General features: G+C 71.1%; 25 protein-coding genes and 1 riboswitch. Of the genes, 10 read left to right on the top strand and 15 right to left on the bottom strand.

Annotated features, from left to right (window positions below):
• Positions 1-113 precede the first annotated feature (113 nt).
• On the top strand, positions 114-1910 hold the full coding sequence (locus ACH4D5_RS38570) for an AMP-dependent synthetase/ligase (protein WP_398312837.1): 1797 nt from the start codon (positions 114-116) through the stop codon (positions 1908-1910).
• Positions 1911-2373: 463 nt separating this feature from the next.
• Here the strand turns inward: ACH4D5_RS38570 and ACH4D5_RS38565 are convergent, their stop codons facing one another.
• Positions 2374-3516: a glycosyltransferase family 4 protein gene (locus ACH4D5_RS38565; RefSeq protein WP_398312834.1), complete on the bottom strand. Its 1143-nt coding sequence runs from the start codon at positions 3514-3516 to the stop codon at positions 2374-2376.
• Positions 3517-3644: 128 nt separating this feature from the next.
• Here ACH4D5_RS38565 and ACH4D5_RS38560 point away from each other — a divergent pair, with 128 nt between their 5' ends.
• Positions 3645-4880, top strand: coding sequence for a glycosyltransferase 87 family protein (locus tag ACH4D5_RS38560; RefSeq protein WP_398312831.1), 1236 nt, complete (start codon positions 3645-3647; stop codon positions 4878-4880).
• Here ACH4D5_RS38560 and ACH4D5_RS38555 read toward each other — a convergent pair.
• The 5 genes from ACH4D5_RS38555 to ACH4D5_RS38535 form a co-directional block, all read right to left on the bottom strand.
• The gene (locus tag ACH4D5_RS38555; RefSeq protein WP_398312828.1) at positions 4837-6039 is read right to left on the bottom strand and encodes a hypothetical protein; all 1203 of its coding nucleotides are present in this window, start codon (positions 6037-6039) and stop codon (positions 4837-4839) included. The two genes, ACH4D5_RS38560 and ACH4D5_RS38555, sit on opposite strands and share 44 nt — an antisense overlap.
• Before the next feature lie 38 nt (positions 6040-6077).
• The gene (locus tag ACH4D5_RS38550) at positions 6078-7106 is read right to left on the bottom strand and encodes an NlpC/P60 family protein (RefSeq protein ID WP_398312825.1); all 1029 of its coding nucleotides are present in this window, start codon (positions 7104-7106) and stop codon (positions 6078-6080) included.
• A 221-nt stretch (positions 7107-7327) separates the two neighbouring features.
• A complete protein-coding gene (locus tag ACH4D5_RS38545; protein ID WP_398312823.1) occupies positions 7328-8362 on the bottom strand; it encodes an NlpC/P60 family protein in 1035 nt (344 codons plus the stop codon).
• 270 nt (positions 8363-8632) lie between these two features.
• Complete coding sequence (locus ACH4D5_RS38540) at positions 8633-9982, bottom strand: NYN domain-containing protein (RefSeq protein ID WP_398312820.1); 1350 nt, start codon at positions 9980-9982, stop codon at positions 8633-8635.
• Positions 9983-10016: 34 nt separating this feature from the next.
• Entirely contained in the window at positions 10017-10256 is a 240-nt protein-coding gene (locus tag ACH4D5_RS38535) for a hypothetical protein (RefSeq protein WP_362997643.1), read from the bottom strand.
• A gap of 120 nt (positions 10257-10376) precedes the next feature.
• On the opposite strand from ACH4D5_RS38535, the gene ACH4D5_RS38530 reads away from it, so the two are divergent.
• The 7 genes from ACH4D5_RS38530 to ACH4D5_RS38500 all read left to right on the top strand — a co-directional run bounded on the left by ACH4D5_RS38530 (position 10377) and on the right by ACH4D5_RS38500 (position 16680).
• Positions 10377-11114, top strand: a complete 738-nt coding sequence (locus ACH4D5_RS38530) for a rhomboid family intramembrane serine protease (protein ID WP_398312817.1) — start codon at positions 10377-10379, stop codon at positions 11112-11114.
• Positions 11111-11392 (top strand): Lrp/AsnC family transcriptional regulator, encoded by a 282-nt coding sequence (locus tag ACH4D5_RS38525; RefSeq protein ID WP_125512351.1) that lies wholly within the window; start codon positions 11111-11113, stop codon positions 11390-11392. Before ACH4D5_RS38530 ends, ACH4D5_RS38525 begins: the two co-directional genes overlap by 4 nt.
• 69 nt (positions 11393-11461) lie before the next feature.
• Positions 11462-11821, top strand: coding sequence for a small secreted hydrophilic protein (locus tag ACH4D5_RS38520; RefSeq protein WP_398312814.1), 360 nt, complete (start codon positions 11462-11464; stop codon positions 11819-11821).
• Positions 11808-13262 (top strand): ATP-binding protein, encoded by a 1455-nt coding sequence (locus ACH4D5_RS38515; protein WP_398312811.1) that lies wholly within the window; start codon positions 11808-11810, stop codon positions 13260-13262. Before ACH4D5_RS38520 ends, ACH4D5_RS38515 begins: the two co-directional genes overlap by 14 nt.
• Positions 13259-13921, top strand: a complete 663-nt coding sequence (locus tag ACH4D5_RS38510; RefSeq protein WP_398312808.1) for a response regulator transcription factor — start codon at positions 13259-13261, stop codon at positions 13919-13921. The genes ACH4D5_RS38515 and ACH4D5_RS38510 overlap by 4 nt, the downstream gene beginning before the upstream one ends.
• 98 nt (positions 13922-14019) lie before the next feature.
• On the top strand, positions 14020-15432 hold the full coding sequence (locus ACH4D5_RS38505; protein WP_398312805.1) for an SLC13 family permease: 1413 nt from the start codon (positions 14020-14022) through the stop codon (positions 15430-15432).
• A 30-nt stretch (positions 15433-15462) separates the two neighbouring features.
• Positions 15463-16680: a glycerate kinase gene (locus ACH4D5_RS38500; protein WP_398312802.1), complete on the top strand. Its 1218-nt coding sequence runs from the start codon at positions 15463-15465 to the stop codon at positions 16678-16680.
• Here the strand turns inward: ACH4D5_RS38500 and ACH4D5_RS38495 are convergent.
• The 6 genes from ACH4D5_RS38495 to ACH4D5_RS38470 form a co-directional block, all read right to left on the bottom strand.
• Positions 16629-18011 (bottom strand): aminotransferase class V-fold PLP-dependent enzyme, encoded by a 1383-nt coding sequence (locus ACH4D5_RS38495; RefSeq protein ID WP_398312799.1) that lies wholly within the window; start codon positions 18009-18011, stop codon positions 16629-16631. The two genes, ACH4D5_RS38500 and ACH4D5_RS38495, sit on opposite strands and share 52 nt — an antisense overlap.
• Before the next feature lie 164 nt (positions 18012-18175).
• A riboswitch (SAM riboswitch) is annotated at positions 18176-18293 on the bottom strand.
• Positions 18294-18389: 96 nt separating this feature from the next.
• Positions 18390-19454, bottom strand: coding sequence for an anthranilate phosphoribosyltransferase (gene trpD, locus ACH4D5_RS38490; RefSeq protein WP_398312796.1), 1065 nt, complete (start codon positions 19452-19454; stop codon positions 18390-18392).
• 148 nt (positions 19455-19602) lie between these two features.
• On the bottom strand, positions 19603-21243 hold the full coding sequence (locus ACH4D5_RS38485) for a cytochrome bc complex cytochrome b subunit (protein ID WP_398312793.1): 1641 nt from the start codon (positions 21241-21243) through the stop codon (positions 19603-19605).
• Positions 21240-22295, bottom strand: a complete 1056-nt coding sequence (locus tag ACH4D5_RS38480; RefSeq protein WP_398312790.1) for a Rieske 2Fe-2S domain-containing protein — start codon at positions 22293-22295, stop codon at positions 21240-21242. Before ACH4D5_RS38480 ends, ACH4D5_RS38485 begins: the two co-directional genes overlap by 4 nt.
• Positions 22292-23101, bottom strand: a complete 810-nt coding sequence (locus ACH4D5_RS38475) for a c-type cytochrome (protein ID WP_362997664.1) — start codon at positions 23099-23101, stop codon at positions 22292-22294. The genes ACH4D5_RS38480 and ACH4D5_RS38475 overlap by 4 nt, the downstream gene beginning before the upstream one ends.
• 77 nt (positions 23102-23178) lie before the next feature.
• On the bottom strand, positions 23179-23799 hold the full coding sequence (locus ACH4D5_RS38470; protein WP_055566234.1) for a heme-copper oxidase subunit III: 621 nt from the start codon (positions 23797-23799) through the stop codon (positions 23179-23181).
• A gap of 163 nt (positions 23800-23962) precedes the next feature.
• Here ACH4D5_RS38470 and ACH4D5_RS38465 point away from each other — a divergent pair, with 163 nt between their 5' ends.
• Positions 23963-24361 carry a hypothetical protein gene (locus ACH4D5_RS38465; protein ID WP_398312786.1) on the top strand — a complete coding sequence of 133 codons (399 nt, stop codon included), beginning with the start codon at positions 23963-23965 and terminating at the stop codon, positions 24359-24361.
• Between the two features lie 83 nt (positions 24362-24444).
• Here ACH4D5_RS38465 and ACH4D5_RS38460 read toward each other — a convergent pair whose 3' ends face one another.
• The 3 genes from ACH4D5_RS38460 to ACH4D5_RS38450 all read right to left on the bottom strand — a co-directional run.
• Positions 24445-25692, bottom strand: a complete 1248-nt coding sequence (locus tag ACH4D5_RS38460) for an Ig-like domain-containing protein (RefSeq protein ID WP_398312783.1) — start codon at positions 25690-25692, stop codon at positions 24445-24447.
• A gap of 141 nt (positions 25693-25833) precedes the next feature.
• Complete coding sequence (locus ACH4D5_RS38455; protein ID WP_055566237.1) at positions 25834-26232, bottom strand: cytochrome c oxidase subunit 4; 399 nt, start codon at positions 26230-26232, stop codon at positions 25834-25836.
• Positions 26229-26696: cbb3-type cytochrome c oxidase subunit I (locus ACH4D5_RS38450; protein WP_398312780.1), on the bottom strand; the 468-nt coding region annotated here is incomplete at its 5' end. The genes ACH4D5_RS38455 and ACH4D5_RS38450, both read right to left, overlap by 4 nt.

Genomic DNA, 26696 nt, shown 5'->3' with positions numbered 1-26696 from the left:
GGGCAGTCCAGTAGTGCTCAGCCCCCACTCGACTGAGCACCTGCCCGATCTTGGACCGCACCGTCGCAGCACACAACGTCGTGGCGCCGGCGCCCGATGTAGGAGCAGCAGTCTTGCGCGAGTTCAGCCTTCCGGCCCTGTACGAGGTCCCTGCGGACGGCAATCTGACCGACATCGTCCGTAGAAATGCCGCGCAGCACCCGGATGTCGCCGTCATCGGCCGCAAGGTCGACGGCCGCTGGCAGGACGTCACCGCCAAGGCCTTCCTCGCCGATGTGCGTGCCACCGCCAAGGGTCTGATCGCCGCCGGGGTGCGCCCCGGCGACCGCGTCGGCCTGATGTCCCGCACCCGGTACGAGTGGACGCTCTTCGACTTCGCCATCTGGAGCGCGGGCGCGGTCACCGTACCGGTGTACGAGACGAGCTCCGCCGAGCAGATCCAGTGGATACTGGGCGACTCCGGCGCCGTGGGCTGCGTCGTCGAACTGGACGCGCACGCCGCCGCCGTCGAGTCCGTGCGGGACCGGCTGCCCGCCCTCGACACGGTCTGGCAGATCGACAAGGGCGGCGTCGAGGAGCTGCACCGCACCGGCGCCGAGGTGCCGGACGCGACCGTCGACGAGCGCAGCGCGGTGGCCGGCGCCGACGACCCGGCCACCATCGTGTACACCTCCGGCACCACCGGCCGCCCCAAGGGCTGCGTCCTGACGCACCGCAGCTTCTTCGCGGAGTGCGGCAACGTGGTGGAGCGCCTCAAGCCCCTCTTCCGTACGGGCGAGTGTTCGGTCCTTCTCTTCCTGCCCGTCGCGCACGTGTTCGGACGGCTCGTCGAGGTCGCCGCGCTGATGGCGCCGATCAAGCTCGGCCACGCGCCGGACGTCAAGAACCTCACGGACGAGCTGGCCTCCTTCCGGCCGACCATGATCCTGGGTGTGCCGCGCGTCTTCGAGAAGGTCTACAACTCGGCGCGCGCCAAGGCGCAGGCGGACGGCAAGGGCAAGATCTTCGACAAGGCCGCGGACACGGCCATCGCGTACAGCCGGGCGCTGGACACCGTGTCGGGGCCGTCCCTCGGCCTGAAGATCAAGCACAAGATCTTCGACAAGCTGGTCTTCAGCAAGCTGCGCGCGGTCCTCGGCGGCCGCGGCGAGTACGCGATCTCCGGTGGCGCCCCGCTCGGTGAGCGCCTCGGTCACTTCTTCCGCGGCATCGGCTTCACGGTCCTGGAGGGCTACGGCCTCACCGAGTCCTGCGCGGCCACCGCCTTCAACCCGTGGGACCGCCAGAAGATCGGCACGGTCGGCCAGCCGCTGCCCGGCTCGGTCGTCCGCATCGCCGACGACGGCGAGGTGCTTCTGCACGGGGAACACCTGTTCAAGGAGTACTGGAACAACGAGGGCGCCACCGAGGAGGCCCTCGCCGACGGCTGGTTCCACACCGGTGACATCGGCACGCTCGACGAGGACGGCTACCTGCGCATCACCGGGCGCAAGAAGGAGATCATCGTCACCGCGGGCGGCAAGAACGTCGCCCCCGCCGTGATCGAGGACCGCATCCGCGCGCACGCCCTGGTCGCCGAGTGCATGGTCGTCGGCGACGGCCGTCCGTTCGTGGGGGCGCTGGTCACGGTGGACGACGAGTTCCTGGTCCGCTGGGCGGCGGACCACGGGAAGCCCGCCGGTTCGACGGCGGCCTCTCTCCGGGACGACCCGGATCTCCTCGCCGCGATCCAGAGCGCGGTGGACGACGGCAACGCGGCGGTCTCCAAGGCGGAGTCCGTACGCAAGTTCCGCGTGCTGTCCTCCCAGTTCACGGAGGAGTCGGGGCATTTGACGCCGTCGCTGAAGCTGAAGCGGAATGTTGTGGCCAAGGATTACGCGGACGAGATCGAGGCAATTTACCGCGGGTAGCGTGAACGGTCCCGCCCACTCGCCGTGGGGGGCGCCCTTGCCTGGCGGCCCCCGGTCTCTTGTGGTTGCTGCGCCCACTCGCCGTGGAGGCCCCTTGCCTGCGGCGAGTCCCGGTCTCTTGTGGTTGCTGCGCCCACTCGCCGTGGGGGCGTGGCTTGTTGTGCGGCTCTTGGTCTGTTGTGGTTGCTCGCGCAGTTCCCCGCGCCCCTGGGAGCCGGGGCTGCGCCCCGCTCCCCCACACCCGCGCCCCTGAAAGCGGGCGCAGCCCGGCTTTCCAGGGGCGCGGGGAACTGCGCGGCAGGCCCACGACGGCCAGCAGGCGCCGACGGGCCGCCAGAGGGCACCCCCTGGGCGCGCCACGAAAGCGGGCGCAGCCCGGCTTTCAGGGGCGCGGGGAACTGCGCGACCAGCCCAAGACGACCGGCAGACGCCGACGGGCCACCAGGGGGCAACCCCTTAGGCGCTACAGGAGTTGCTGAAGGTGGGTTGCCAGGAGGTCCCAGCGCCACTTCTCCTCCACCCAGGCGCGGCCCCGCTCCCCCATGCGGGCCCGCAACTCCGCGTCCGCCAGCAAGGCGGTGATCCGATCCGCCGCCTCCTCGGGGGCGCCGCCCCGGACGACCCAGCCCGTCTCCCCGTCGAGGACCGCGTCCGGCGCCCCGCCGGAGTCGCCGGCGACGACCGGCAGACCCGTCGCGGACGCCTCCAGGTAGACGATGCCGAGGCCCTCCACGTCGAGACCCCCGCGCCGCGTCCGGCAGGGCATGGCGAAGACGTCCCCCGCGCCGTAGTGCGCGGGCAGTTCCGACCAGGGAACGGCACCCGTGAAGCGGACGGAGTCCGCGACCCCCGTCTCAGCCGCGAGCTTGCGCAGGTCCGCCTCGTACGGACCGCCCCCGACGATCAGCAGCACCGCCTCCGGCTCCGCGGAGAGAATCCTCGGCATGGCGAGGATCAGCGTGTCCTGGCCCTTGCGCGGCACCAGCCGCGAGACGCAGACCACCACGGGCCGGTCCGTCAGCCCGAGCCGCGCCCGCACCGCGTCGCCGCCGGACCCCGGGTGGAACGTCTTCTCGTCGACGCCGGGCGGCAGTTGGACCATCCGGCCGACGGCCGCGGGCGTCAGCGCGGCCGCGATCCGCGAGCGCGTGTACTCACCGAGATAGGTGATCGTGTCCGTCGACTCGCCGATCCGGCGCAGGAGTTGGCGGGAGGCGGGCAGCTGGGCCCAGCCGGCCTCGTGGCCGTGCGTCGTGGCGACGAGCCGCTCCGCCCCGGCCTTCCGCAGCGCGGGCGCCATGAGGCCCAGCGGGGCCGCCGCCCCGAACCACACCGACGTACAGCCGTGTTCGCGCAGGAGCGAGACCGCGCGGCGGGTGACGCGCGGCGTCGGCAGGAGCATCGTCGTGGGGTCGCGTACGACCTCGAAGGGCTGTTCGGCGTCGAAGGCGGCCGTCGCCTCGGCGCCCTCGCGGCCGCGCTTCCAGGTGGAGGCGTAGACGACGAGCTGCTCGGGGTCCAGGCGCAGCGCCATGTTGTGCAGGAACGCCTGGATGCCACCGGGCCTGGGCGGGAAGTCGTTCGTGACGATCAGGGTCTTGTGCATCGCGCACGACAGTACCGAAAGCAGTGGACCGTACCGAACGGCCCGGCCTCTTCGTCCTTGCCCGGTCCCGCCCGGCATCATGACTCCCCGAATCACAATGAAGTACCGGAAAAGGGGCGAGGGCGTTCATGGGGCGCATCCTGACCGTCTGGGGTCTGACCAGGACCGTCCTGCTGCTCTGCGTCTTCCATGTGGTCACCGCCCCGGGCCCGGACGTGACCAGTGACGTCACCGTCATCTACCAGGGCTGGTACGAGGTGCTGCGCACCGGGACCTTCCCGCTCGACGACGTCACCTGGCAGTACCCGCCCGCCGCCGCCCTCCCGGTCCTCTCCCCCGCGCTGCTGCCCTTCCTCGACTACGCGTCGGCGTTCTTCGTGCTCGCCCTCCTCTGCGACGCGGCGGTGTGCGCGCTGCTCCTGTACGCGGGACGGCGGCCCGGCAAGTCGCCGCGGGGCGCCTGGGTGTGGGTCGTGGGCGTGGCCCTGCTCGGCCCCACCGTGTACGCACGCTACGACGTGCTGGTGGCCGCCGTCGCGGTCACCGCGCTGCTCGCCGGGGCGCGGCATCCGCGCCTCCTGGGGGTGCTCGCGGGGTTCGGGGCGCTGCTCAAGGTGTGGCCGGTGCTGCTGCTCGTGGGCACGCCGCGCGGCCTGCCGACCCGGCGGGCCTGGCGCGCGGCCGCGGCCACGGGCGTCGTCCTCACGCTGGCGTTCCTGGTGGCGATGCCGGGCGCGCTCGCGTTCCTCACCTTCCAGCGCGACCGCGGCACCGAGGTGGAGTCGCTCGGCGCCCTCGTCTTCCACGTCGGGCGGTACGTCGGCTGGCGGGGCGAGGTGCGGCTCAACTACGGCTCGGTGGAATTCCTCGGCCCGTACGTCCCGCTGGTGAGCACGGCGGCGCAGGTCCTGTCGGTGGCGGCCTTCTGCTGGCTCCTGGTGTGGCGGCTGCGCGCCCGGGCCCGGTCGGCGAGCACGCCCGCGGACGCGGCGTTCGTGGCGGTGCTGCTCTTCACCGCCACGAGCCGGGTGATCAGCCCGCAGTACATGCTCTGGCTGGTCGGGACGGCCGCCGTCTGCCTGGTGTTCCGCGGGAGCCGGATGGAGGTGCCCGCCCGCCTGGTCCTCGGCGCCACGTTCGTGACGTTCCTGGAGTTCCCCGTGTGGTTCTCGCACGTGGTGGCCAGCGATCCGCTGGGCGTGTCCCTGCTGCTCGTCCGCAACGGCCTGCTGGTCGCCGCCGCCCTGCTGGCCTGCCGGAACCTGTGGCGGGAGACCGTGCGGGAACCGCGCGGGGAGCCGCGGCCGGTGCCCGGACCGGTCAGCCGAGCTCCGCACGCAGATACGTACGCCAGCGCGCCGTGAAGTCCTCGGGCGTCGTGCCCAGGACGTCCCGCAGCGCGTCCTCGACCGCGCCGGCCCGCTTCGTGCGGTCGCCCACCGCCCGGTAGAAGTCCGTCAGCTTCCGCTCGCCCCACTGCTCCGCGACCATCCGGCAGGCCAGCCAGGCGCCTTCGTAGGCCCCCGCGAGCTTCGCGGCGTCCCCGCCGAAGCCGAAGTCGGCGTCCTCGGGGAGCGCGCCGGGCAGCTGCCCGCGCTGCACCGCGCGCCGCAGTTCGGGGGCGGCCTGCGCCGGGGTGCGCCCCGTGTCGCGGTATCCCACCCAGTCGGCGAAGCCCTCGGAGAGCCACAGCGGGGTGGCCGCTGAGGTCTGCGTGCGGGTCGCGACGTGGGTCGCCTCGTGGGTCAGGACGACCTGCTTGCCGAACGAGCCGAGCACGCCGTACGCCTCGGGGTTGAGGATGATCCGGTCGGCCGGCGCCCGCCCCGAGCCGCCCGTCTCGCCCGTGGTGACCGCCGCGATCCCCCGGTACCCGGAGGGGGGCGCCCCGAGCAGTCCCGCCATGCCGTCCAGGGAGCGGGGCACGAGGACGACGATCCGCTCCGGCCACCTCCCCGGCCAGGCGTCCCGCACCGCGGGCACCGCCCGGTCGGCGAGTTCGCGGTGGGCGCGCAGCTCGGCGGGGCTCTGGCCGATGCCGAGGACGAGGCTGCGCCTGCCGCGTTCGGCCGTCACGCGGCCCTGGTCCCAGAGCTGTTCGCCGGACTTCTTCGCGGGCCGCTCCGCGGTGACGTACCACCGGCCGCTCTCGCGCTTCAGGGAGAGCGTGCGTTCGGCGGTGACCGGCGCGCGGTCGTAGCCCTTGACGCGGTAGTGGAGTTCGGCGGTCGCCGTGGCCTCGGCGCCGGTGCGGTCGAGGCGGGTCAGCCGGTACTCCCAGGACTCCAGCGGGACGCCGCTGACGTGTGCGAAGAGGTCCCGTGCGCCCTTCGCGGGCCGCTCGGTCCTGTCGTACGCCATCTCGTCCCCGTCGAGGACGGCCCGCGCCCGCCGCTCCAGGAGCGCGCGGACCTCGCCTGCGGCGGCGTCAGGGACCGGGTCGCGGCCGCAGCCGGCCAGCAGGGCGAGGCAGAGCGCGACGCACAGCGCCACCACCCACGACCCACGCCTGTGACCAGCCACCTTCCCGATCGTACGGTGTGCGGGCGGAAAGCCGTCGGTCAGATCCGCGTCACTCCGGACACCGGCATCATGCCGACGGGGTCGTAGCGGACCGGTGCTCCGGGGTACGGGGCGTGCACCACCTGGCCGTTGCCCACGTACATCCCGACGTGGCTGGCGTCGGAGCGGTAGGTCACCAGGTCGCCGGGTTGCGCCTCGGACAGGGAGACCTGGCGGCCCGCGTTCCGCTGGGCCTGCGAGGTGCGCGGCAGACCGACCCCGGCCTGGGCGTACGACCACTGCATGAGGCCCGAACAGTCGAAGCCGGAAGGGCCGTTGGCGCCCCACACGTAGGGGCGGCCGAGCGCGGAGCGGGCGGCGGCGATGGCGGCGGCGGCCCGCGAGGAGGACGGGGCGCCCCCGGCCTTCGGCAGCTCGCCGCGCCCGCCGGTGCGCGAGGACCTGTCGTAGGCGGCGCGCTCGTCGCTCGTCAGCGAGTTGAGGAGCTGCCTGGCCTCGGCCAGTTTGTGCTCGACCGTGCGCTTGTGGCGGGCGACGAGGGTGCGGCTCTTCTCCAGCTCGGCCAGTTTGCGGCCCGCCTCGGTGCGCTCCTGGGCGAGGCCGCGCTGGGCCCGCTGCAGGTCGGCGAGTTCGCCTGCCTGCCGGGCGCTGAGGCGGTCCAGGACCGAGGCCCTTTCCAGGTAGCCCTCCGGGTCGGAGGAGAGCAGCAGGGCCAGCGAGGGGTCGATGCCGCCGGAGCGGTACTGCGCGCCGGCGAGCGAACCGAGGGCGCCACGCATCCGGTTGATGCGCTCCTGGCCGCGCGCGACGCTGTCCTTGACCTGCTCGACCTGCGCGCGCAGCTTGTCCGTGCGCTCGTCGGCCTTGTTGTACAGCTCGGTCGCGTGCTCGGCCTGCTCGTACAGCCGGTCCACCTTGGCGCGCGTGTCGGACGGCTTGTCCTGCGGCGCGGCACCTGCGGGTGCGGCGGCGAGGGCCGCCGCGGCGGTGGCCGCTGCCGCTGAAAGGACGGTCACGCGTGTGCTCCGGTCGAGACCGGACTGTGCGGGACGGCGATGGAACCCCACGGGAAGCCGCTCTCCCTTCCGCTGACGAACCCCCGGCTGTCCCGGGGGAATGCGCGCCGACAGTAGTCGTGCGGCCACGGCGGGCCAAAGAGCCGTACGGGTGGGGAAAGGGCGCGGACAGCCCGACGCCCCGCTTCTGACGCAGGTCATCAACGGGGCGTGGGGTCAGCGTGAGTTACCGGAATTCGCCCGTTCGGGCGGTGTGGGCAGCCGTGTCGAGGTCAGGCGACGCGGACGCCGAACTGGAAGTTGCCGAGGTACTCCATCGCCTCGTAGCGCACCACGGCGCCGGGCTTCGGGGCGTGCAGCACCTGGCCGTTGCCCGCGTAGAGGCCGACGTGCGCGAGGTTGTTGAAGAACACCAGGTCGCCGGGCTTGAGCTCGCCGCGGCCGAGCCGCGTGCCGTCGTTCTGCTGGGTGTAGGTGGTCCGCGTGATGGAGACGCCGGCCTGGTTGTACGCCCACTGGGTGAGCCCGGAGCAGTCGAAGGAGTTGGGGCCCGTGCCGCCGGAGACGTACGGCTTGCCGAGCTGGGTGGCGGCGGCGTTCAGGGCGGCGGCGCCGCGGCCGGAGGCGGGGGCCTCGTCGCCGAGGTCCGCGCGCTTGTCGGCGGCGCGGCTGGCGCGCTGCTCCTCCTTGGCGGCCATGGCCGCCTTCTCCTTGGCGCTCAGGGTGTTGAGGAGCTTCTGCGCCTCGCCCAGCTTGCCCTGGACTTCCTTCTTCTTCTTGCCGAGCTCGGTGCGGGTGGCGGCGAGGTCGTCGAGCTTGCCCGCGGCCTCCTTGCGCTGCTGCGCGAGGTCCCGCTGCTTCTTCTGGATCTTCTTGAGCGAGTCGACCTGCTGGCTGCTCAGCTGGTCCAGCGTGGACGCCTTGTCGAGGTAGTTGTCCGGGTCGGAGGAGAGGAAGAGCTGCAGGGAGGGGTCGATGCCACCGGAGCGGTACTGGGCGCTGGCCATCGAACCGAGGCCGTCGCGCAGGTCGTTGAGCTCCTCCTGGCCGCGGGCGACCTTGTCCTGGAGATCGCCGATCTGCTTCTCCAGCTTCTCCTGCTTCTCCTTGGCGCCGTTGTACTTGTCGGTGGCCCGCTCCGCGTCTTCGTAGAGCTTGTCGACCTTGGACTTGACCTCGTCCTTGCTCGGCTTCGGCGCGGCCTGGGCGGCGCCCTGCGAGGTGAGGGCAACGGCAGCGGCGGCGGTTGCGGTGAGCACGGTCACGCGGGTGCGGCTCGGCTGCTTGGGTCGACGGTGGGACGCCACGCGGGCGGCTCCTTCATCCTCCAACCGCCTACCGGGACGCGGCGGGCGGGTACCACCGCCGCCACCCCGGATGGGTGATCAACCGAGCGGGGGTTCGAGGGCTGACCCTAGTGACCTTCTTGTGATCAGTTCAAATCACACCATCAAAAAATCGGTCGCGGGAAACATTCTTTACCGATAACGCACAGCCCGTAATGATCTTCTGACGCTACGTCGCGTGCAGCCGACTCCCAATTCGGGCATAGAGCCCAGGAGTTGCCGAGTACCCCTTTAGCCCCGCGAAAGCCGCTTCAGGAGCACCGCCGAAGCCACCGGCCGCGCGCCCGCCTTGGCGATCCCGTCGGCCACCTCGCGGTCGGTCGAGACGACGACCACGGGCCGGCCCGGAGGCTCCGCGCGCACCAGCTGACGGATCAACTCGTCCGCGGTGACACCGGGCTTGGAGAACAGCACCCGCACCCCGCGCGGCGGCGCGAGCAGCACGGGCGCCGCCAGCTCCGCGCCGTCGAAGACACAGGTGACCTCGGCGCCCGACTGCAGCGCCAGCTGCGAGAGCGAGCCGAGCAGGCGCAGCCGCTGCTTGTCCAGCGGCATGGTCGGATAGCCGGTCTTGGTGACGTTGTAGCCGTCGACGACCAGGTGGGCCTGCGGCAGGGCGAGCAGCTGGTCGAGAATGGCCGGGTCGTTCTCGGAGAGCGCGCGGGCGGCGATGTCCTTGGGCGACATCCGCCCCGGCTCGACGGCGTCCACGGTCTCCGCTGGCCGCACGGAGACGGGCGGCAGCGCCAGCTCGCGCCGCAGCCCCTGGGCAGCGTCAAGGACCGTGTCGAGCAGCAGCCGCAGCCGCATGTCCTCGACGCTGCGGCCCTCGCGGGCCGCCCGGCGGCTGGCCTCCAGGGCGGCCTCCGTCTCGGTGAGCCGCGCCTTGAGCCGCCGCGTCTCGCTCTCGGCGGCGGACAGCTGCGCCTGGCCCTCCGCGCGCACGGCCTCGACCTCGGCGGCGGCCTTGCGCAGTGCGGCCTCGCCGCGCTTGACGTCGCTGAGCGCCCCGCGCAGCTTGCGGTGCATCGATTCGGCTTCCTTGCGCGCCGCTTCGAGCTCCGCGCGCAGCCGCTCGGTCTCCGCCCTGGTCTGGCCGCGGGCGGCGGCGAGCTCCTCGCGCAGCCGCTCCAGCTCGGCGCGCGTCTCGTCGTCGACGCGCTCGGCGTCGGCGCGCTGGGCCTCCTCGCCCGCGGCGGTGACCAGCTTCACCCATCCCGCGGGGCGCAGCACGTAGGCCGCGGCCGCCACGTCCAGGGGGTCGGCGGCGGGGGGCGGCGAGCCCGCGTCCAGGGCGCCCGCGAGCTCGGGCTGGACCTCTCTGAGGCGTTCGCCGATGCGCTGCCGGAAGAGCGTGTCGTTCTCCAGCGCGGCCGCCATGGCGTTGGCCGCGAACTTCGCGCGCCGGGTGGGCGTGAAGCGCGCGTACTGCCGCAGCTGGGCGGGCAATTCGGCGAGGGTGAGGCCGCCGAAGCCGTCCGAGACGAGCCGGACGACCCGCCTGCGCACCCCGTCGGGCAGCGGGCGGTCGAGCACCTCAGCGGTGCCGTCGTCCGGCTCCCCGCCTGCGCTCTCCACCATCCGTCACCCCACTAGCTGTGCGGGCCCCGCTCCCTCAGGAGCCGGTGCCCGGCCTGTCCACGAGTTCCACCTGATCCACCGCGTTGCACCAGCGGCAGCGCACCGACTCGATGCTCTCACTGACCACCTCGCGTTCCTCGACGTTCGCCTCTCCGGCCAGGTCGAGATGCACATACTCGACGACCTTGGAGGTGCGGGTCACGTCGAAACGCGTGAGGTTGCCGCACAGCGTGCAGCGCCACCGGGTGGTGGCGGTCGGCAGGGGAACCGTCATCGTGGCTGCTTTCCTCGGTTTCCATGGTGCGTATTGCCCGTAACCCTAAGGCCTGTAAGGGTCACCTCGCGGCGGCGAGGCGGTCTGTACGGTTTCCTGGCATTACGTCATGCTCTGTCCATGATCCAGGCATGGGGTACGAAGGCGGGCCGGCTGCTCACCGGAGGGTCCGCCCCGGTGACGTACGGACTGATCGCCGTCTGCTGCGCGGTCTTCGTCGTCTCCCCGGTGTCCGGGTTCAACCCGGGCTACGGCACCGGCGACCAGTTGCTCGGCGCGCAGCAGGTCTACTTCGAGCGGTGGGGCGTGGTCCCCGTCGAACTGTTCAGCGGCGCCCCGCGCGCCGCCCTCGGACCTTTCACCGCCCTGTTCGTGCACGGCACCTGGCTCCATCTGCTCGGGAACATGCTGTTCCTGTACGTGTTCGGGGCCATGGTCGAGGAACGCATGGGGCACCTCCTGTACGCGCTCTTCTACGTCTGCTGCGGATACCTCGCCCTGCTCGCGTACGCGGCCGCGCACGCGGGCTCCGACCAGACGCTCGTGGGGGCCTCGGGGGCGATCTCCGCCGTCCTCGGCGCTTTCCTGTATCTCTTCCCTCGGGCGCGTGTCACCAGCCTCTTCCCGTTCCTCTTCTTCCTGCCGCTGCGCTTCCCGGCGTGGGTGGTGCTGCCGTTCTGGGTGGCGCTGCAGTGGCTTGCGGCGGGGCAGGGCGGGAAGGGCACGGGGGTCGCCTATCTGGCGCACCTGGTGGGCTTCTCGCTCGGGTTCGTCTTCGCGTGGGGGTGGAGTGTGCGGAGGGCTAGAGTGCAGGGACAAGGCAGCGCACCGGCCACCGAGGGAGACAGCCAGCCGTGATCACCGCGATCGTGCTCATCAAGACCAGCGTGGACCGGATTCCGGAGATCGCCGAGTCGATCGCCGCGCTCGACTCCGTGAGCGAGGTCTTCTCCGTGACCGGGACGTACGACCTGATCGCGATGGTGCGGGTGCCGCGCCACGACGACCTGGCCGACGTCATCCCCGGCCGGATCAGCAAGATCCCCGGTGTCGAGGCGACCGACACGCACGTGGCCTTCCGCACGTACTCGCAGCACGACCTGGAAGCCGCCTTCGCGATCGGCCTCGACTCCTAGACGCTCCATGAGGGTTTCTTCATCCGCGCCTCATTCGGGCGCTGCGGTACGGCGGCCACCCTCGCAGTCATGGTCTTCTCCCACCGCATGGCCGCCCTGGCCGCCGTCGTCGCGATCCCGCTCGGCATCGCCGCGACCAGCTACGTCCTGACGGACAATCCCGAGCAGCCCAAGGCCCCGCCCAAGGTGGAGCTGCAGAGCGACTCGCCGTCCTCGGCGCCGGCCTCACCCCGGCCCACCCCGAGCGACGAGAAGGTCTCCCCGCCCCCGGTGAGCGAGCACACCGGCGACAAGCCCGGCGGGACTCCCTCGAACGACCACAGGGGCAACGACGACACCGCCAACAGCGACGACACGGGCAGCAGCGACGACTCCGACGACGACGGCCGGGGCGACCACGACGACGACGGCGCCGGTGACGACGGCTGAGCCCCGGCGCCACTGGATAACGGCTCGTGTCCGCATCCTGCTGTGGCTGCTCGTCGTGATGACCGTCGCGCTCACCGCGGTGGCGGCCACCACCCGCTCGGTCCTGCTCCGCGACGTCGACCACCGCATCGACCGGCTCCTCGCCCAGGAGACCGCCGAGTTCACCAATCTCGCGCGCGAGGGCGTCGACCCGCACACCGGCGAGCGGTTCACCGCCCCCGACCCGCTCCTGCGGCTCTTCCTGTCCCGGCAGTACGCCGACCCCGACGAGGAGCTCCTCGGTCTGGTCGGCCGCACCGGGCGGGCGCCCGCCAAGAAGGAGCAGGCCCGCGAACCGCGGATCGACCACCCGCTGGCCGAGGACCCCGCCGCGCTGCGGGCCGTCTTCGACTCGCCCGACGCCACCGGCACCCTCCACCGCGACCGGGGCGAGGTCCGCTGGGCGAAGGTGGAGATCAAGGCGAGCGGCGGCCACCCGGCCGCGGCGTTCGTCGTGGCCTTCCACCCGGCGCGCGAACAGGCCAAGGCGGGCGACGTGTTCGCCATGCTGCTCGCCATCTCCGGCGTGGCGCTCCTGATGACGACGGGCATCGGCTGGGCGGTCGCGGGCCGGATCCTCAAACCGGTGCGGCTGGTGCGCACGACCGCGGCGCAGCTCACCGAGCAGGATCTGACCAAGCGCATCCCGGTCCAGGGCCGGGACGACATCGCGGCCCTCGCCGAGACGTTCAACGGCATGCTGGACCGGCTCGAGAGGGCCTTCGCCGCCCAGCGCGAGTTCGTCGACGACGCGGGCCACGAGCTGCGCACCCCCATCACCATCGTCCGCGGCCACCTGGAGCTGATGGGCGACGGGCCCGGGGAGCGCGAGGAGACCGTCCGCATCGTGACGGAGGAGCTGGACCGGATGAGCCGCATCGTCGAGGACCTGCTGCTGCTCGCCAAGGCCGAGCGCCCCGACTTCGTCACCCCGGAGCCGGTGCAGCTCGCCGAGCTGACGGCCGACGTCTTCGTCAAGGCGCGGGCGATCGGCGACCGCGACTGGCGGCTCGCCGAGGTCGCCGACACCGAGACCTGCCTCGACCCCCAGCGCATCACCCAGGCGATGGTGCAGCTGGCACAGAACGCCGTCCAGCACACCGCCACGGGGCAGCGCATCGGCATCGGCTCGCGGCTGTGCGCGGGCCGCATCGAGCTGTACGTCGCCGACAGCGGCCCCGGCGTGCAGGCGCAGGACGCCGAGGTGATCTTCGAACGGTTCCGCCGCGGCACCGCGCGGCGCGGCTCCCGCGCCACCGGGGCGGGCCTCGGCCTGGCCATCGTGAAGGCCATCGCCGAGGGCCACGGAGGGCGCGTCGAGCTGCGCCCCACGGACGGCGGCGGCGCCACCTTCGTACTCGTACTCCCGCAGGGACAGCCGGAAGGGGCGGAGCGGCAGTGAACCGCATACTGATCGTCGAGGACGAGGAGCGCATCGCCTCCTTCGTCGAGAAGGGCCTGCGCGCCAACGGCTTCACGACCACCGTGGTCGGCGACGGCGAGAGTGCCTACGACTACGCCGTGACCGGCGGCTTCGACCTGATCGTCCTGGACATCGGCCTGCCGGGCCAGGACGGCTTCACGGTCCTGCGCCGGCTGCGCGAGGCCCGCGTGACCACGCCCGTCATCGTGCTGACCGCGCGGGACTCGGTGCGGGACACGGTGGCGGGTCTGGAGGGCGGCGCCGACGACTGGATGACCAAGCCGTTCCGCTTCGAGGAGCTGCTCGCCCGGGTGCGGCTGCGGCTGCGCACGGCGGCCGGGGCGCCCGAGGTGACGGTGCTGCGCAGCGGGGAGCTCACGCTGGATCTGCGGACCCGCAGGGCTCGTTCGGCCGAGCGCACGGTGGACCTGACGGCGCGTGAGTTCGTCCTCTTGGAGCTCTTCCTGCGCCATCCCGGGCAGGTTCTCTCCCGCGAGCAGATCCTCTCCCACGTGTGGGGTTACGACTTCGACCCGGGCTCGAACATCGTGGACGTCTACGTCCGCGCGCTGCGCAAGAAGCTGGGCTCGGAGCGGGTCGAGACGGTGCGCGGGATGGGGTACCGGCTGCCGGAGTGAGCCGCGCGCGCCGACCCACCGACCCGCGCGCCGGCTCGGTGAAACTCCCTTCATCTGCGCCTCATTGAGGGCTCACGGCGCCGCACCACGCTGAACGCGTGACCTTGAACCTGCGGCAGGCCGTGACCCTCTGCGCGGCGCTCAGCGTCTGCGCCCTCCTCGCGGTTCCCGGGAACTTCCCGGGGCTCGGCGCAGACGCCCGCCTGACCCTCGCCGTCTTCGCCCTCGCGACGTGCGCCTGGATCGGCACGCCGATCGACGACACGTACATCGCGCTCGGCGCTGGTCTCGCGCTCACCGCGACCGGCGTGATCAGCAGCGACACCCTGTTCGGCACCCTCGGCGACGAGACGGTGTGGCTGCTGATCTGCGCCTTCGTGCTGGCGGCGGCCGTGGCCCGCAGCGGGCTCGCCGGGCGGGCCGCGGCCTTTCTGGTCAGCGGGGCGCGCAGCGTACGGCAGTTGACGCATCTGACGACCGCGGCGCTGGTCGTGACCGCCTTCGCGGTGCCGGCGACGTCGGGGCGCGCCGCGCTCGCGCTGCCCGTCTTCCTCGCGCTCGCCCAGGTCCTCGCCGACCGGAAACGACTGGTCGTGATGCTCGCGCTGCTCTTTCCGACCGTCATCCTTCTCTCCGCGGTCGCGACTCTGATCGGCGCGGGAGCACATCTGATCACCGTGTCGGTGCTGTGGGAGGCGACCGGCGAGCGGATCGGCTTCACGCAGTGGCTGCTGCTCGGCCTGCCGCTCGCCATGACGTCATCCCATCTGGCGGCGGAGGCCGTCCTGTTGACCACCACCCGGCGCGCCGACCGCCGCGGCCCGGTCCACATCACCCTCGACCAGCTCCAGGCCCACAGCGAACAGCCGGTCACCGGCCCCTGGGAGGCTGCCGAGACGCGCTGCGCCCTGCTGCTCGCCACCGTCGTCGTCCTGTGGTGCAGCGAACCGCTGCACCAGGTGCCGCCCGCCGTCGTCGCGCTGATCGGCGCGGTCGTGGCCTCCTCGCCCGCGCTCGGCACGGTCGGCCTCAAGGACGCCCTCAAGACGGTGCCCTGGTCGCTGCTCCTCTTCATGGCGGCGACGATGGCGATGGGCGTCGCGCTCGCCGACTCGGGGGCGGCGAGGTGGCTGGTGTCCGGGCTGCCCCTGGACCTGTCCCCGTGGCTCTTCCTCACCGTGGTGGTCGCGGTCAGCACGGCCGCCCACCTGGTCCTGCAGTCCCGCTCGGCGCGCTCCTCGGTCCTGGTCCCGCTGGTCGTCGCGGCGGCCGTCGGCACCGGCGTCAACCCGGTCGCAGCCGCGCTCGCCTCCACGGCCGCGGCGGGCTTCTGCCACACGCTGCCCGCCTCCGCGAAACCCGTCACCCTCTTCGCCGAGATCCCGGACACCCCCACCTACACCCCGCGCGACCTGCTGCGCCTCTCCGCGGTCCTCGCCCCGCTGACCGCCGCGCTCGTCCTGCTCTTCGCCGTGACGCTCTGGCCGCTGCTCGGCGTCCCCGTCCGCTGACCCCGCCCTTGAAACCCCCTGGAGACCGTCATGCTGACCCGTTTCGCCATCGCCCCCAGCGGCTTCAAGGAGTCCCTGTCCGCGAGCTCCGCGGCCGAGGCCATCGCCGCCGGTGTACGCCGAGTCGTCCCGCACGCGGAGACCGATCTGATCCCGCTGGTGGACGGCGGCGAGGGCACCGCCCGCGCGCTGGCCACCGCGGGCGGCGGGCGGCTCGTCGCCCTGCCCGCGACCGGTCCCGTCGGCCAGCGGATCGGCACGCACTTCGCCCTGCTGCCCGACGGCACGGCGGTCGTCGAGATGGCGGCCGTGGCGGGGCTCTCGCTGGTCCCCCGCGAGCTGCGGGACCCGGGCGCCACCACGACGTACGGCGTGGGCGAGCTGATCCGCGCCGCACTCGACGCGGGCGCCCGCCGCATCCTGGTCGGCTGCGGCGACTCGGGCACGTCGGACGGCGGCGCGGGCGCCCTGCAAGCCCTCGGCGCCCGGCTCCTCGACGCCGACGGCTGGGAACTGCCGCACGGCGGACGGGAGTTGACGCGGCTGAGCCGCATCGACCCGAGCGGCCTCGACCCGCGCCTCGCGGCCACCGAGCTCCGCGTCGCCTGCAACCCCTTCAACGTCCTGTGCGGCGAGCGCGGCGTCGCCCGCGTCTTCGGCCCCCAGAAGGGCGCGACACCCCAGCAGGTCGAGCAGCTCGCGGCCGCCCTGGAACACTGGGCGCACCTCCTCATGCGGGATCTGCCCGTGCGCACCGACCTCTTCGAGGGACCGGGCACGGGCGCGTCGGGCGGCCTCGGCGCCGGGCTCGCCGCACTCGGCGCCGCACTGCTCCCCCGCTTCGACGTGCTGCTCGAACGGCTCGACCTCGACGAGCGGCTGGCCCGCGCCGACCTGGTCATCACCGCGGAGGGCGCCCTCGACCACCAGACCCCGCGCGGCAAGGTCCCCGCCGAGGTGGCCCGCCGCGCGAAGCGGTCCGGGCGCCCGGTCCTGGTCCTCGCGGGCATCATCGGGGACGGCGCGCACACCGTCCGCGCGCTGGGCGTGGACGCGTACAGCGCGATCCTGCCCGCCCCGGTCTCGCTGACGGAGGCGCTCGGCCGGGGCGGCGAGTTCCTCACCGACGCGACGGAGCGGGCCCTGCGGATGATCCAGCTCGGCTCACGGCTGCCCGGGGGCCGGCTGCCCGCGGGTCAGGCGGCGGCGCTGGTGTCCGGCACGCAACGCCCGTCCTCGGTGCGGTAGTTCCACCGCGCGCCGTCCGACACCAGCTCCTTGACGGCGCGTACGAAACGCTCGACGTGCTCGTCGGGGGTGCCCGCGCCGAAGCTCACGCGGATGGCGTTCAGCGACTTCTCGCCGGGCGCGGCCTCGGGGGCGCCGCACGCGCCGGGCTCGTCGGGCTCGCTGCCGAGCAGGGTGCGCACCAGCGGGTGGGCGCAGAACAGGCCGTCCCGTACGCCGATGCCGTACTCGGCGGAGAGCGCGGCGGCGAAGTGCGAGCTGTTCCAGCCGTCCACGACGAAGGAGATGACGCCCACGCGCGGCGCGTCGTCCCCGAAGAGCGAGAGCACCCGCACGGCGGGCACCTCGGCGAGCCCCTCGCGCACCTTCGCGATCAGGTACTGCTCGCGGGCGACGAGCTGGTCGAAGCCCGCCTCGGTGAGCGCCTTGCAGGCGGCGGCGATGGAGTAGACGCCGATGACGTTCGGCGAACCGGCCTCGTGGCGGGCCGCGCTCTCGTGCCACTCCACGTCCACGCCGCCGCCTGCTTCCTTGGGGCGTCGCGCGACCTTACGGGAAGCGCCGCCACCCGCGAGGTACGGCTCGGCCTCCCGCAGCCAGTCGGAGCGGCCCGCGAGGACGCCGGAGCCGAACGGCGCGTACAGCTTGTGTCCGGAGAAGGCGACCCAGTCGACGTCCAACTCGCCGATGGAGACGGGGTGGTGGGGCGCGAGCTGCGCGGCGTCGAGGACGATCCGGGCGCCGTGCGCGTGCGCGGCGGCGGCCAGCTCCCGCACCGGCCACAGCTCGCCGGTGACGTTGGAGGCACCGGTCACGCACACCAGCGCCGGGCCGTAGGGGTCGCGGTCGGCGAGGGCCCGCTCCAGGGTCTGGACGGCCTCGTCGGGGGTGCGCGGCGCGTTCAGGTAGGTCACCCGGGCGTCCCGCCACGGCAGGAGCGAGGCGTGGTGCTCGGTCTCGAAGACGAAGACCTCGCAGCCGGCGGGCAGGGCGGCGGCGAGCAGGTTCAGCGAGTCGGTGGTGGAGCGGGTGAAGACGACCTGGTCGTCCTCGCGGCAGCCGAGGAACTCGGCGACGACGGTCCGGCTGTTCTCGAACAGGTCGGTGGAGAGCTGCGACAGGTACCCGGCGCCGCGGTGCACGCTGCCGTAGTACGGCGCGTACGCGGCCACGTCGTCCCACACCCGCTGCAGCGCCGGCGCGCTCGCCGCGTAGTCGAGCGCGGCGTAGCTCACCTCACCGCCGGTGACCAGCGGAACGGTGACGTCCCGGCCGAGGACCGGCAGCGGGGCACAGACGGCGGCGTCGACGGCAACGGCGGAAACAGACATGGCGAACTCCCGTGAGAAGCAGGCGAGATCACTGCGCCGGACGTCGGTCGACGGCGCAGGAGAAAGGTGAAAAAGGGTGTGCGGAGGCGGGGCGTAGAAGCCCTGTCACATTCGCTGGCTCACGAGACTGCTCCCTTGAGGACCAGGACCCCAGGGTTGCGAGGGGTCCGCGCTTGCCATACGCCTTGCTGCGTACGACCTGGTCTTCACCCGGGGCACCCCGCCACGGACGGAGGGTTGCCGGACAGCGGGCCGGGGCCGTAGTCGCTGTCACTCATGACCTGTGCAGCATCCTGCCACACGATCTTCGACGCGCAAGGCGCAGTCCAGAATCCGGACTGCGCCCTGCGTCACATCACCACCGCCCAGGGGCGGCTCTCAGCGGTTGCTCGCTGCCACCCAGCGCTCCAGGGCCTTCTTCGCGGCGCCCGAGTCGATGGCCTGCGCCGCCCGGGCGATGCCGGCCCGGATCTGCTCGGTCAGCGGCTCGTCGGTGGGCGTCAGGGCGGCCAGCGCCGCCGCCGAGTTGAGCAGCACCGCGTCCCGCACCGGCCCGCTCTCCCCGTCGAGCAGCCGCAGCGCCACCTCCGCGTTGTACGAGGCGTCGGCGCCCCGCAGCGCCTCGACGGGCACCAGGTCGAGCCCGACGTCCCGCGGGTCGAAGGCCTCCTCGCGCACGGCGCCGTCCCGCACCACCCAGACCCGGGAGGTGGACGTCGTCGTCAGCTCGTCGAGCCCGTCGTCACCGCGGAAGACGAGGGACGAGTGCCCCCGCTCGGCGAAGACGCCCGCCACGATGGGGGCCATCCGGGGGTCGGCGACCCCGACGGCCTGGGCGCGCACTTTGGCCGGGTTGGTGAGCGGGCCGAGGAGGTTGAAGACGGTCCGGATGCCCAACTGGCTACGGGCGGCACCGGCGTGGCGCAGCGCCGGGTGGAACTTCACGGCGAAGCAGAACGTGATGCCCGCCTCCTCGGCGACCTCGACCACCCGCTGCGGGGTGAGGTCGAGGTTGACGCCGAGCTTCTCCAGCACGTCGGAGGCGCCGGACGCGCTGGAGGCGGCCCGGTTGCCGTGCTTGACGACTTTCGCGCCCGCTCCGGCGACGACGATCGCGGACATGGTCGAGATGTTGACGGTCTTGGCGCCGTCGCCGCCCGTGCCCACGATGTCGACGCTCGGGCCCGGCACGTCGATGACGTTGGCGTGCGCGTACATGGCGCGTACCAGACCGGAGATCTCCTCGACGGTCTCGCCCTTGGCCCGCAGCGCGACCACGAAGCCCGCGATCTGCGCGTCGGTGGCCTCGCCGCGCATGATGCGGTCCATGGCCCAGGCCGTGTCGTCGGCGCTCTGGTCACGGCCCGCCAGCAGGCCGTTCAGTACGTCGGGCCAGGAACGGCCCGCCGCGGTGTCGCCTCCTGCGGGGGTCACAGCGTTCATGGCCGCTCCTGGTTTTCGTCTGTGTGTGTACTTGGGGTGAGCCCCACCCTATCCAGCCCCGGGGACGGCAAAGAGCCCCGTCCATTGCCTGGACGGGGCTCTTACCGTGGCGACCTTGGGAGGTCAGAGCTTCCGAGCTCCGGAATGATCAGTGGTGGCCGTGGCCGCTCGTGATCTCCTTGTACTCGTCGGCGGTGGGCTTGGGGATCTGACCCTCTTCCCCGAAGTAGCCCTTGGAGAGCTTGGCCCGCAGCTTCTGCGAACCGGACAGCTTGCGCTTGACGCCGTTCTCGTCGACCGCAGGGCCGAGCTCGACCGGCTTGTACTGCTCGTGCGCGGTGAGCGTGTGCAGCTGCTCCTTGCTGAGCGGCTCGTGGACCTCGATGAACTCACCGTGCGGCAGCCGCTTGATGATGCCCGACTCGCGGCCGTGCAGCACCTTGTCCCGGTCGCGCCGCTGCAGACCCAGGCAGATCCGCTTGGTCACGATGAAGGCGATGACCGGTCCGACGAAGAAGGCGATCCGGACGAACCAGGTGATCGCGTTCAGCGACAGGTGGAAGTGCGTGGCCCACAGGTCGTTGCCACCACCGACCAGCATGACCATGTACGCCGTGATCCACGCGACACCGAAGGCCGTGCGGGTCGGGGCGTTGCGCGGGCGGTCCAGGATGTGGTGCTCGCGCTTGTCGCCGGTGACCCAGGACTCGATGAACGGGTAGACGGCGATGGCCACGAGGACCAGCGGGAAGACGATGACCAGCGGGATGAACACACCCAGGACGAGCGTGTGACCCCAGAGGTTGATCTCCCAGCCCGGCATCACACGGATCAGACCCTCGGCGAAGCCCATGTACCAGTCGGGCTGGGCGCCGGTGGACACCTGGTCCGGGCGGTACGGGCCGATGGCCCAGATCGGGTTGATCGAGGCGATCGCCGCGATGACCGCGATGACACCGAAGACCAGGAAGAAGAAGCCTCCGGCCTTGGCCATGTAGACGGGCAGCAGCGGCATGCCGACGACGTTCTTGTTGCTCTTGCCGGGGCCCGCGAACTGCGTGTGCTTGTGGTAGAAGACCAGGATCAGGTGCGCCACCACGAGGCCGAGCATGATGCCCGGCAGCAGCAGGATGTGGACCGAGTAGAACCGGGCCACGAAGTCGCCGCCGGGGAACTCGCCGCCGAACAGGAACATCGACAGGTACGTGCCGACGATCGGCACCGACAGGATGGCGCCCTGCATGAAGCGGACACCGGTGCCGGAGAGCAGGTCGTCCGGGAGCGAGTAACCGGTGAAACCGGTGAACATGCCGAGGACGAACAGCAGGAAGCCGAAGAGCCAGTTGACCTCACGCGGCTTGCGGAACGCACCCGTGAAGAACACGCGCATCATGTGCACGAACATGCCGGCGAGGAAGATCAGCGCCGCCCAGTGGTGGATCTGCCGGATCAGCAGACCACCGCGCACATCGAAGGAGATGTGCATGGTCGAGTTGAACGCCTCCGACATCAGCTGTCCCTGCATCGGGATGTAGCTGCCGTGGTACTCCACCTCGTTCATCGACGGGTGGAAGAACAGCGTCAGGTACACACCCGTGAGGATGATGATGATGAAGCTGTACAGGCAGATCTCGCCGAGCATGAAGGACCAGTGGTCCGGAAAGATCTTGCGCATGTTGGCCTTGGCGAGGGAGTAGATCCCCAGCCGGCCGTCGGCCCAGTCGGCGACGCGCTCGCCGGCGGGCGCTTGCTTGCGCTGTTCGTTGGAGGAAGTGGTGGTGGTGCTCATCCGCGCTCCCAGAAGGCAGGACCGACGGGCTCTTCGAAGTCGCCGAGCGCCTCGAGGTAGCCCTTTTCGTTCACGCCGATGCGCAGCTGCGGCAGGGCGTGACCAGCCGGGCCGAAGATGACTCGGGCACCGTCGGAGAGATCGAAGGTGGACTGGTGGCACGGGCAGAGGACGTGGTGCGTCTGCTGCTCGTACAGGGAGATCGGGCAGCCCACGTGGGTGCAGATCTTGGAGTACGCCACGATGCCTTCGTGCGACCACTCCAGCTCGCGCTTGTCCTTGATGTTCTCCGGCTGAATCCGGACGATCATCAGGGCGGCCTTGGCGATCTGGGTCTGGAAGTCGTGGTCGTGCTCCGACATGCCCTCGGGCATGGCGAAGGTCAGCGACCCGACCTGCACGTCCGCGGGACGCAGCGGCTCGTGGGTGTTCATGTTCACGAGCATCTTGCCCTTGGCCCACTTGGTGTGCCGGAGCTTGTCCTCGGGCAGCGGCCCGAGGTCACGCAGCAGGACGACACCGGAGAGCGGGACCAGGGCCAGCGCGCCGAACATCGTGTTGCGGATCAGCTTGCGCCGACCGAAACCCGACTCCTCGGCGCCCTGCTTGAAGTCCGCCATGACCTTGGCACGGACCTCGGGCTCCGCCGCGATCGCGTGCCGCTCGTCGGTCATCTCGACGTCGGACATCAGGGTGCGGGCCCAGTGGACCGCGCCCGCGCCGATGCAGAACAGCGCCACGCCGAGGGTCGTGCCCAGGGCGAAGTTGAGGCCGCTGATGTGCCCGATCGGCCAGATGAAGACGCTCTTGTCGGCCGGGATCGCCACGTACGAGGCGATGAAGCCGACGGTCGCGATCATCGACAGCGTGAACAGGAACGCCACGACGCGCTCGGAACGCCGGGCGGCCCGCTCGTCGATGTCCTGGACGCGGTGCTCGTGGGGCGGCAGCCCCGGGTCGGCGAACGGGTTGTCCTCCGCGGTCGCCACCGAGCCGTGCTCGGTCTCCTGCTTGCTGGGCAGGTTCTCTTCTGGAATCTCTTGGCTACTCATGACTTCTTGGCCTTTGCGGTCCGAGCGGCGACCCACACGGCGACCGCGATCAGCGAGCCGAGACCGAAGATCCAGCCGAAGAGGCCTTCACTGACCGGACCCAGACCGCCCAGCTTGAGACCGCCAGGGCTCTCGGTCTTCTCGCCGTTGACCGCGTCGAGGTACGCGATGATGTCCTTCTTGCTCTTCTCCGGCATCGTGGTGTCGGGGAAGGACGGCATGTTCTGCGGGCCGGTCTGCATGGCCTCGTAGATGTGCTTCGGGGAGACACCTTCGAGCGACGGCGCGAACTTGCCGTGCGTCAGCGCGCCACCTTCACCGGTGAAGTTGTGGCACTGGGCACAGTTCGTGCGGAACAGCTCACCGCCCTTGGCGATGTCGGCTCCGTCCGGGCTGTACTGCTTCTCGGTCGGAACCGAGGGACCGGCACCCAGCGACGAGATGTACGCCGCCAGCTGGTCGATCTGGGCCTGGTTGTAGATGACCTTCTTCTTGGGCGCCTGGGCACCCGGCTGCTGGAGCGGCATACGTCCGGTGCCGACCTGGAAGTCGACAGCGGCGGCGCCGACGCCCACCAGGCTCGGACCGTCGGAGGAGCCCTGACCGCCGGTTCCGTGGCAGCTGGAGCAGCCCACGGCGTAGAGCTTCTTGCCCTCGTCGATGGCGAGGGACTGGGCGGTGTCATCGGCCTGCGCCTTGTCCGCCGGCGCGAACGCGGCGTACAGCCCCCCGGTGGCCGCCAGCGCGAGGAGTAGGACGACGACCGCCGCCAGCGGATGGCGTCGTCGTGCGGAGAGCTTTTTCACGGATTACCCCGGTGTCAGGATCTTCTGCGTCGATGCTTCTGGAATGTTTCGAATGCGTCGCGTGAGCGACCTGCCGCTTACTTGATCATGTAGATCGTGGCGAAGAGGCCGATCCAGACCACATCGACGAAGTGCCAGTAGTAGGACACGACGATGGCTGCGGTCGCCTGCTCGTGGGTGAACCTCCTGGCCGCATAGGTGCGACCGAGGACCAGCAGGAAGGCGATCAGGCCGCCTGTCACGTGCAGTCCGTGGAAGCCGGTGGTCAGGTAGAAGACCGAGCCGTACGGGTCGGACGAGAGCGAGAGGCCCTCGTGCTTGACCAGCTCGGTGTATTCGTACACCTGACCGCCGATGAAGATCGCACCCATGATGAAGGTGACGATGAACCACATCCGGAGCTTCTTCACGTCACCGCGTTCAGCTGCGAACACGCCGAGCTGACACGTGAGAGAGGAGAGCACCAGGATGGTGGTGTTCGTCGCCGAGAACGGGAAGTTCAGGGCCGAAGCCATTTCCTTCCAGTGATCAGGACCTGTCACCGATCGCAGGGTGAAGTACATCGCGAAGAGGGCCGCGAAGAACATCAGCTCGGAACTCAACCAGATGATGGTTCCGACGCTGGTGAGGTTCGGTCGATTGACCGGCGGGTGCGCGTGCCCGGTATCTACTGTCGTTGCTGTCGCCACGACCGACATTATGTCGGTCGCTTATCCCGCCCTCACCCCGGGGGGTGCCGTTCGGAGTGTCTGCGGTCTGTGTCCTGCCCGGATGGCCCATCGGAGGCCTCCGCGAACCGGTGTTGACGGGGTGTCGGGAGGAGTAGCATCCGCCCATCGGTTCCCGAGTATCGGAGGAACAATGCAGCCGACCGCCACGGTGCTGGTCTACAGCGACAACGCGAGCACCCGCGAGCAAGTCCGGTTGGCCACCGGCCGCAGGCCGGCCGCCGACGTTCCCCAGGTCCAGTTCATCGAGTGCGCGACGCCGCACGCGGTCATCAAGGAGCTCGACCGGGGCGGCATCGACGTCTGCGTGCTGGACGGCGAGTCGGCGCCCGGCGGCATGGGGGTCTGCCGCCAGATCAAGGACGAGGTGTTCCAGTCGCCGCCCGTGCTGCTGCTCATCGGGCGCCCGCAGGACGCCTGGCTGGCCACCTGGAGCCGGGCGGAGGCCGCGGTGACCCTGCCGATCGATCCGGTGGAGTTCGCGCAGGCCCTGGCCGCCCTGCTGCGCACCAGGACGGCTGTCGAGGCCTGAGGGGCCACTGATCTCCCCGAGAGGGGCCCGCGCCACGGCGCGGGCCCCTCTCGTGCGCCTCTGACGGGCTCTCTGCCGGGCCGCTAGACCCGCGGCCGCAGCCTGGCCGCGTCGACCGCCGCGGGGCCGTTCTTGGCCCCGGTGAGCAGCGCGCTGCCCTCGCGCCACTTCTTCCAGCCCATGTTCCAGTCGCCGAGGCCGTTGCCGAACGTCGGCATGTCCTCGCCGTTGCTGTTGATGACTGTCACGAGGTCGCCCTGCCGGACGGTCTCGTAGAACCAGGCGGCGTTCCCCGTGCTCATGCCGGTGCAGCCGTGGCTGGTGTTCGCGGCCCCCTGCGAACCCACCGACCAGGGCGCCGCGTGCACGTACTCGCCGGAGTCGGTCACGCGTGTCGCGTAGTAGACCATCTTGTCGTAGAAGTCCGACGCGCCGATGCTGGCACTGGTCATGCGTACGGAGTACTCCTTGCCCAGCACCACCTTGACGCCGTTGCGGGTGGAGTAGCCGGGCTTTCCGGTGGTCACCGGGATGGAGTTGATCTGCTCGCCGTTGCGGTAGACCGTCATCCAGTGCGAGGAGGCGTCCGTGACGGCCTCGATCCGGTCGCCGATGGTCAGCTTGAGCGGCTTGGCCTCGCCGCCCCAGAGCTTGTCCTTGACCTTGAGGCCCTCGAGGTTGCTGGTGACGTGGACGGTCGCGCCCGTGGGCCAGTACTCCTTCGGGCGGTAGTGCAGCGTCTCGCTGTCCACCCAGTGCCAGGCGCCCTCCGTGGCGGGCACCGAGCGGACCTTGAGGGCGCGTTCGACTATGGCCCTGGCCTCCTTGTCCTTCACCGGGGCGCTGAGGGCGGCCGTGATCGGCTGGCCGACGCCGTACTTGCCGGACTCGGGGCCGAAGGTGACCTTCAGCCGCTTCTTCTTGTCGGGCGTGTCGGTGTCGAAGGTCAGGACCTTGCGGCCCGGCGACCCCTCGTCGTCCTCGGTGCTCACCCGCACGGTGTAGTGGGCGCCTGCCGCCAGGGGGGTGGTGCTGTGCCACCGGGCGCCGTCCGCCGAGAGTTCACCCGCCACGTACCGCCCCATGGCGTCGGTGGCCGTCACATCGGTGATGCGCCCGTCCTCGCCCTGGGCGGTGACCTCCAAGGGCTTGTCCGGGTCCGCCTTCTGACTGCCCACCGGGCCGTTGAAGGCGATCTGGCCGGCCGCGTCGTACGGCTTCGCCGAGAGCGGGTGGCCGTCGGAGCTGCCGCACGCCGTGGCCCCCGCACCGAGGGCGGCCACCAGCGTCGTGCAGCTCAGTACCGTGCGGATTCGCGGAGAGTGGCTCATAAACACACGGTATGAAGATTCATCAAGTCCGGCGCGCCGAGTGACCCGTAAGAGGGATGGAAGATGCTCCGCACGCCGAAGGGCCCGGACGCTCCTTTCGGAGTGTCCGGGCCCTTCGGGTGCGGGTCGTGAACTACAGACTCACTGGGTCTGGTTCTCGCCGCGGTAGTACTCGAAGACCCAGCCCCACAGGCCGATCAGGATGATCGGGGCCGAGAAGTACAGCAGCCACCAGCCGAAGACGACACCCATGAAGGCGAGCGCGCCACCGACGGCCAGGGAGAGCGGCTGCCAGCTGTGCGGGCTGAAGAAGCCCACCTCGCCGGCCTCGTCCGCGACATCGGCCTCCTTGTTGTCCTGTGCGGAGGCGTCGACCCGCCGGGCCGTGAAGGCCAGGTAGTAGCCGATCATGATGCACAGGCCGAAGGCCAGGAAGAGCGCCGTGGTACCGGCCGGCTCCTTCGACCACACGCCATAGACGATCGCCATGGCGAGGACGAAGACGCTCAGCCAGATGAACATCTTGCCCTGGATCTTCACTTCGCGGTCTCCTTGTCGCCGCCGAACAGCGCGGTGTCCTTCTGCCCGTCGTTCTCGATGTGGCCGAGAGCCGCGATCTCAGGGTGGTGCAGGTCGAACGCCGGCGATTCCGAGCGGATGCGCGGCAGGGTGATGAAGTTGTGCCGCGGGGGCGGGCAGGACGTCGCCCACTCCAGCGAGCGGCCGTAACCCCACGGGTCGTCGACCTCGATCTTCTTGCCGTACTTGGCCGTCTTCCAGATGTTGTAGAAGAACGGCAGGATCGACAGACCGAGCAGGAACGAGCAGATCGTCGAGATCGTGTTCAGCGCGGTGAAGCCGTCGGCGTGGAGGTAGTCCGCGTACCGGCGCGGCATGCCCTCGGCGCCCAGCCAGTGCTGGACGAGGAAGGTGCCGTGGAAGCCGACGAACAGCGTCCAGAAGGTGATCTTGCCCAGGCGCTCGTCGAGCATCTTGCCGGTGAA

The organism is Streptomyces sp. NPDC018029 (assembly GCF_044327655.1).
Classification (GTDB): domain Bacteria; phylum Actinomycetota; class Actinomycetes; order Streptomycetales; family Streptomycetaceae; genus Streptomyces.
The sequence above is the reverse complement of the archived record's forward strand: the minus strand, read 5'-3'. Positions and strand labels throughout refer to the sequence as shown.

What these genes read in the sequence shown, in the direction of transcription:
- ACH4D5_RS38480 (WP_398312790.1), bottom strand. Translation starts at nt 22,295, where the DNA reads ATGAGTAGCCAAGAGATTCCAGAAGAGAACCTGCCCAGCAAGCAGGAG.
- ACH4D5_RS38520 (WP_398312814.1), top strand. Translation starts at nt 11,462, where the DNA reads ATGGTCTTCTCCCACCGCATGGCCGCCCTGGCCGCCGTCGTCGCGATC.
- ACH4D5_RS38465 (WP_398312786.1), top strand. Translation starts at nt 23,963, where the DNA reads ATGCAGCCGACCGCCACGGTGCTGGTCTACAGCGACAACGCGAGCACC.
- ACH4D5_RS38485 (WP_398312793.1), bottom strand. Translation starts at nt 21,243, where the DNA reads ATGAGCACCACCACCACTTCCTCCAACGAACAGCGCAAGCAAGCGCCC.
- ACH4D5_RS38500 (WP_398312802.1), top strand. Translation starts at nt 15,463, where the DNA reads ATGCTGACCCGTTTCGCCATCGCCCCCAGCGGCTTCAAGGAGTCCCTG.
- trpD (WP_398312796.1), bottom strand. Translation starts at nt 19,454, where the DNA reads ATGAACGCTGTGACCCCCGCAGGAGGCGACACCGCGGCGGGCCGTTCC.
- ACH4D5_RS38560 (WP_398312831.1), top strand. Translation starts at nt 3,645, where the DNA reads ATGGGGCGCATCCTGACCGTCTGGGGTCTGACCAGGACCGTCCTGCTG.
- ACH4D5_RS38495 (WP_398312799.1), bottom strand. Translation starts at nt 18,011, where the DNA reads ATGTCTGTTTCCGCCGTTGCCGTCGACGCCGCCGTCTGTGCCCCGCTG.
- ACH4D5_RS38460 (WP_398312783.1), bottom strand. Translation starts at nt 25,692, where the DNA reads ATGAGCCACTCTCCGCGAATCCGCACGGTACTGAGCTGCACGACGCTG.
- ACH4D5_RS38540 (WP_398312820.1), bottom strand. Translation starts at nt 9,982, where the DNA reads ATGGTGGAGAGCGCAGGCGGGGAGCCGGACGACGGCACCGCTGAGGTG.
- ACH4D5_RS38470 (WP_055566234.1), bottom strand. Translation starts at nt 23,799, where the DNA reads ATGTCGGTCGTGGCGACAGCAACGACAGTAGATACCGGGCACGCGCAC.
- ACH4D5_RS38530 (WP_398312817.1), top strand. Translation starts at nt 10,377, where the DNA reads ATGATCCAGGCATGGGGTACGAAGGCGGGCCGGCTGCTCACCGGAGGG.
- ACH4D5_RS38535 (WP_362997643.1), bottom strand. Translation starts at nt 10,256, where the DNA reads ATGACGGTTCCCCTGCCGACCGCCACCACCCGGTGGCGCTGCACGCTG.
- ACH4D5_RS38565 (WP_398312834.1), bottom strand. Translation starts at nt 3,516, where the DNA reads ATGCACAAGACCCTGATCGTCACGAACGACTTCCCGCCCAGGCCCGGT.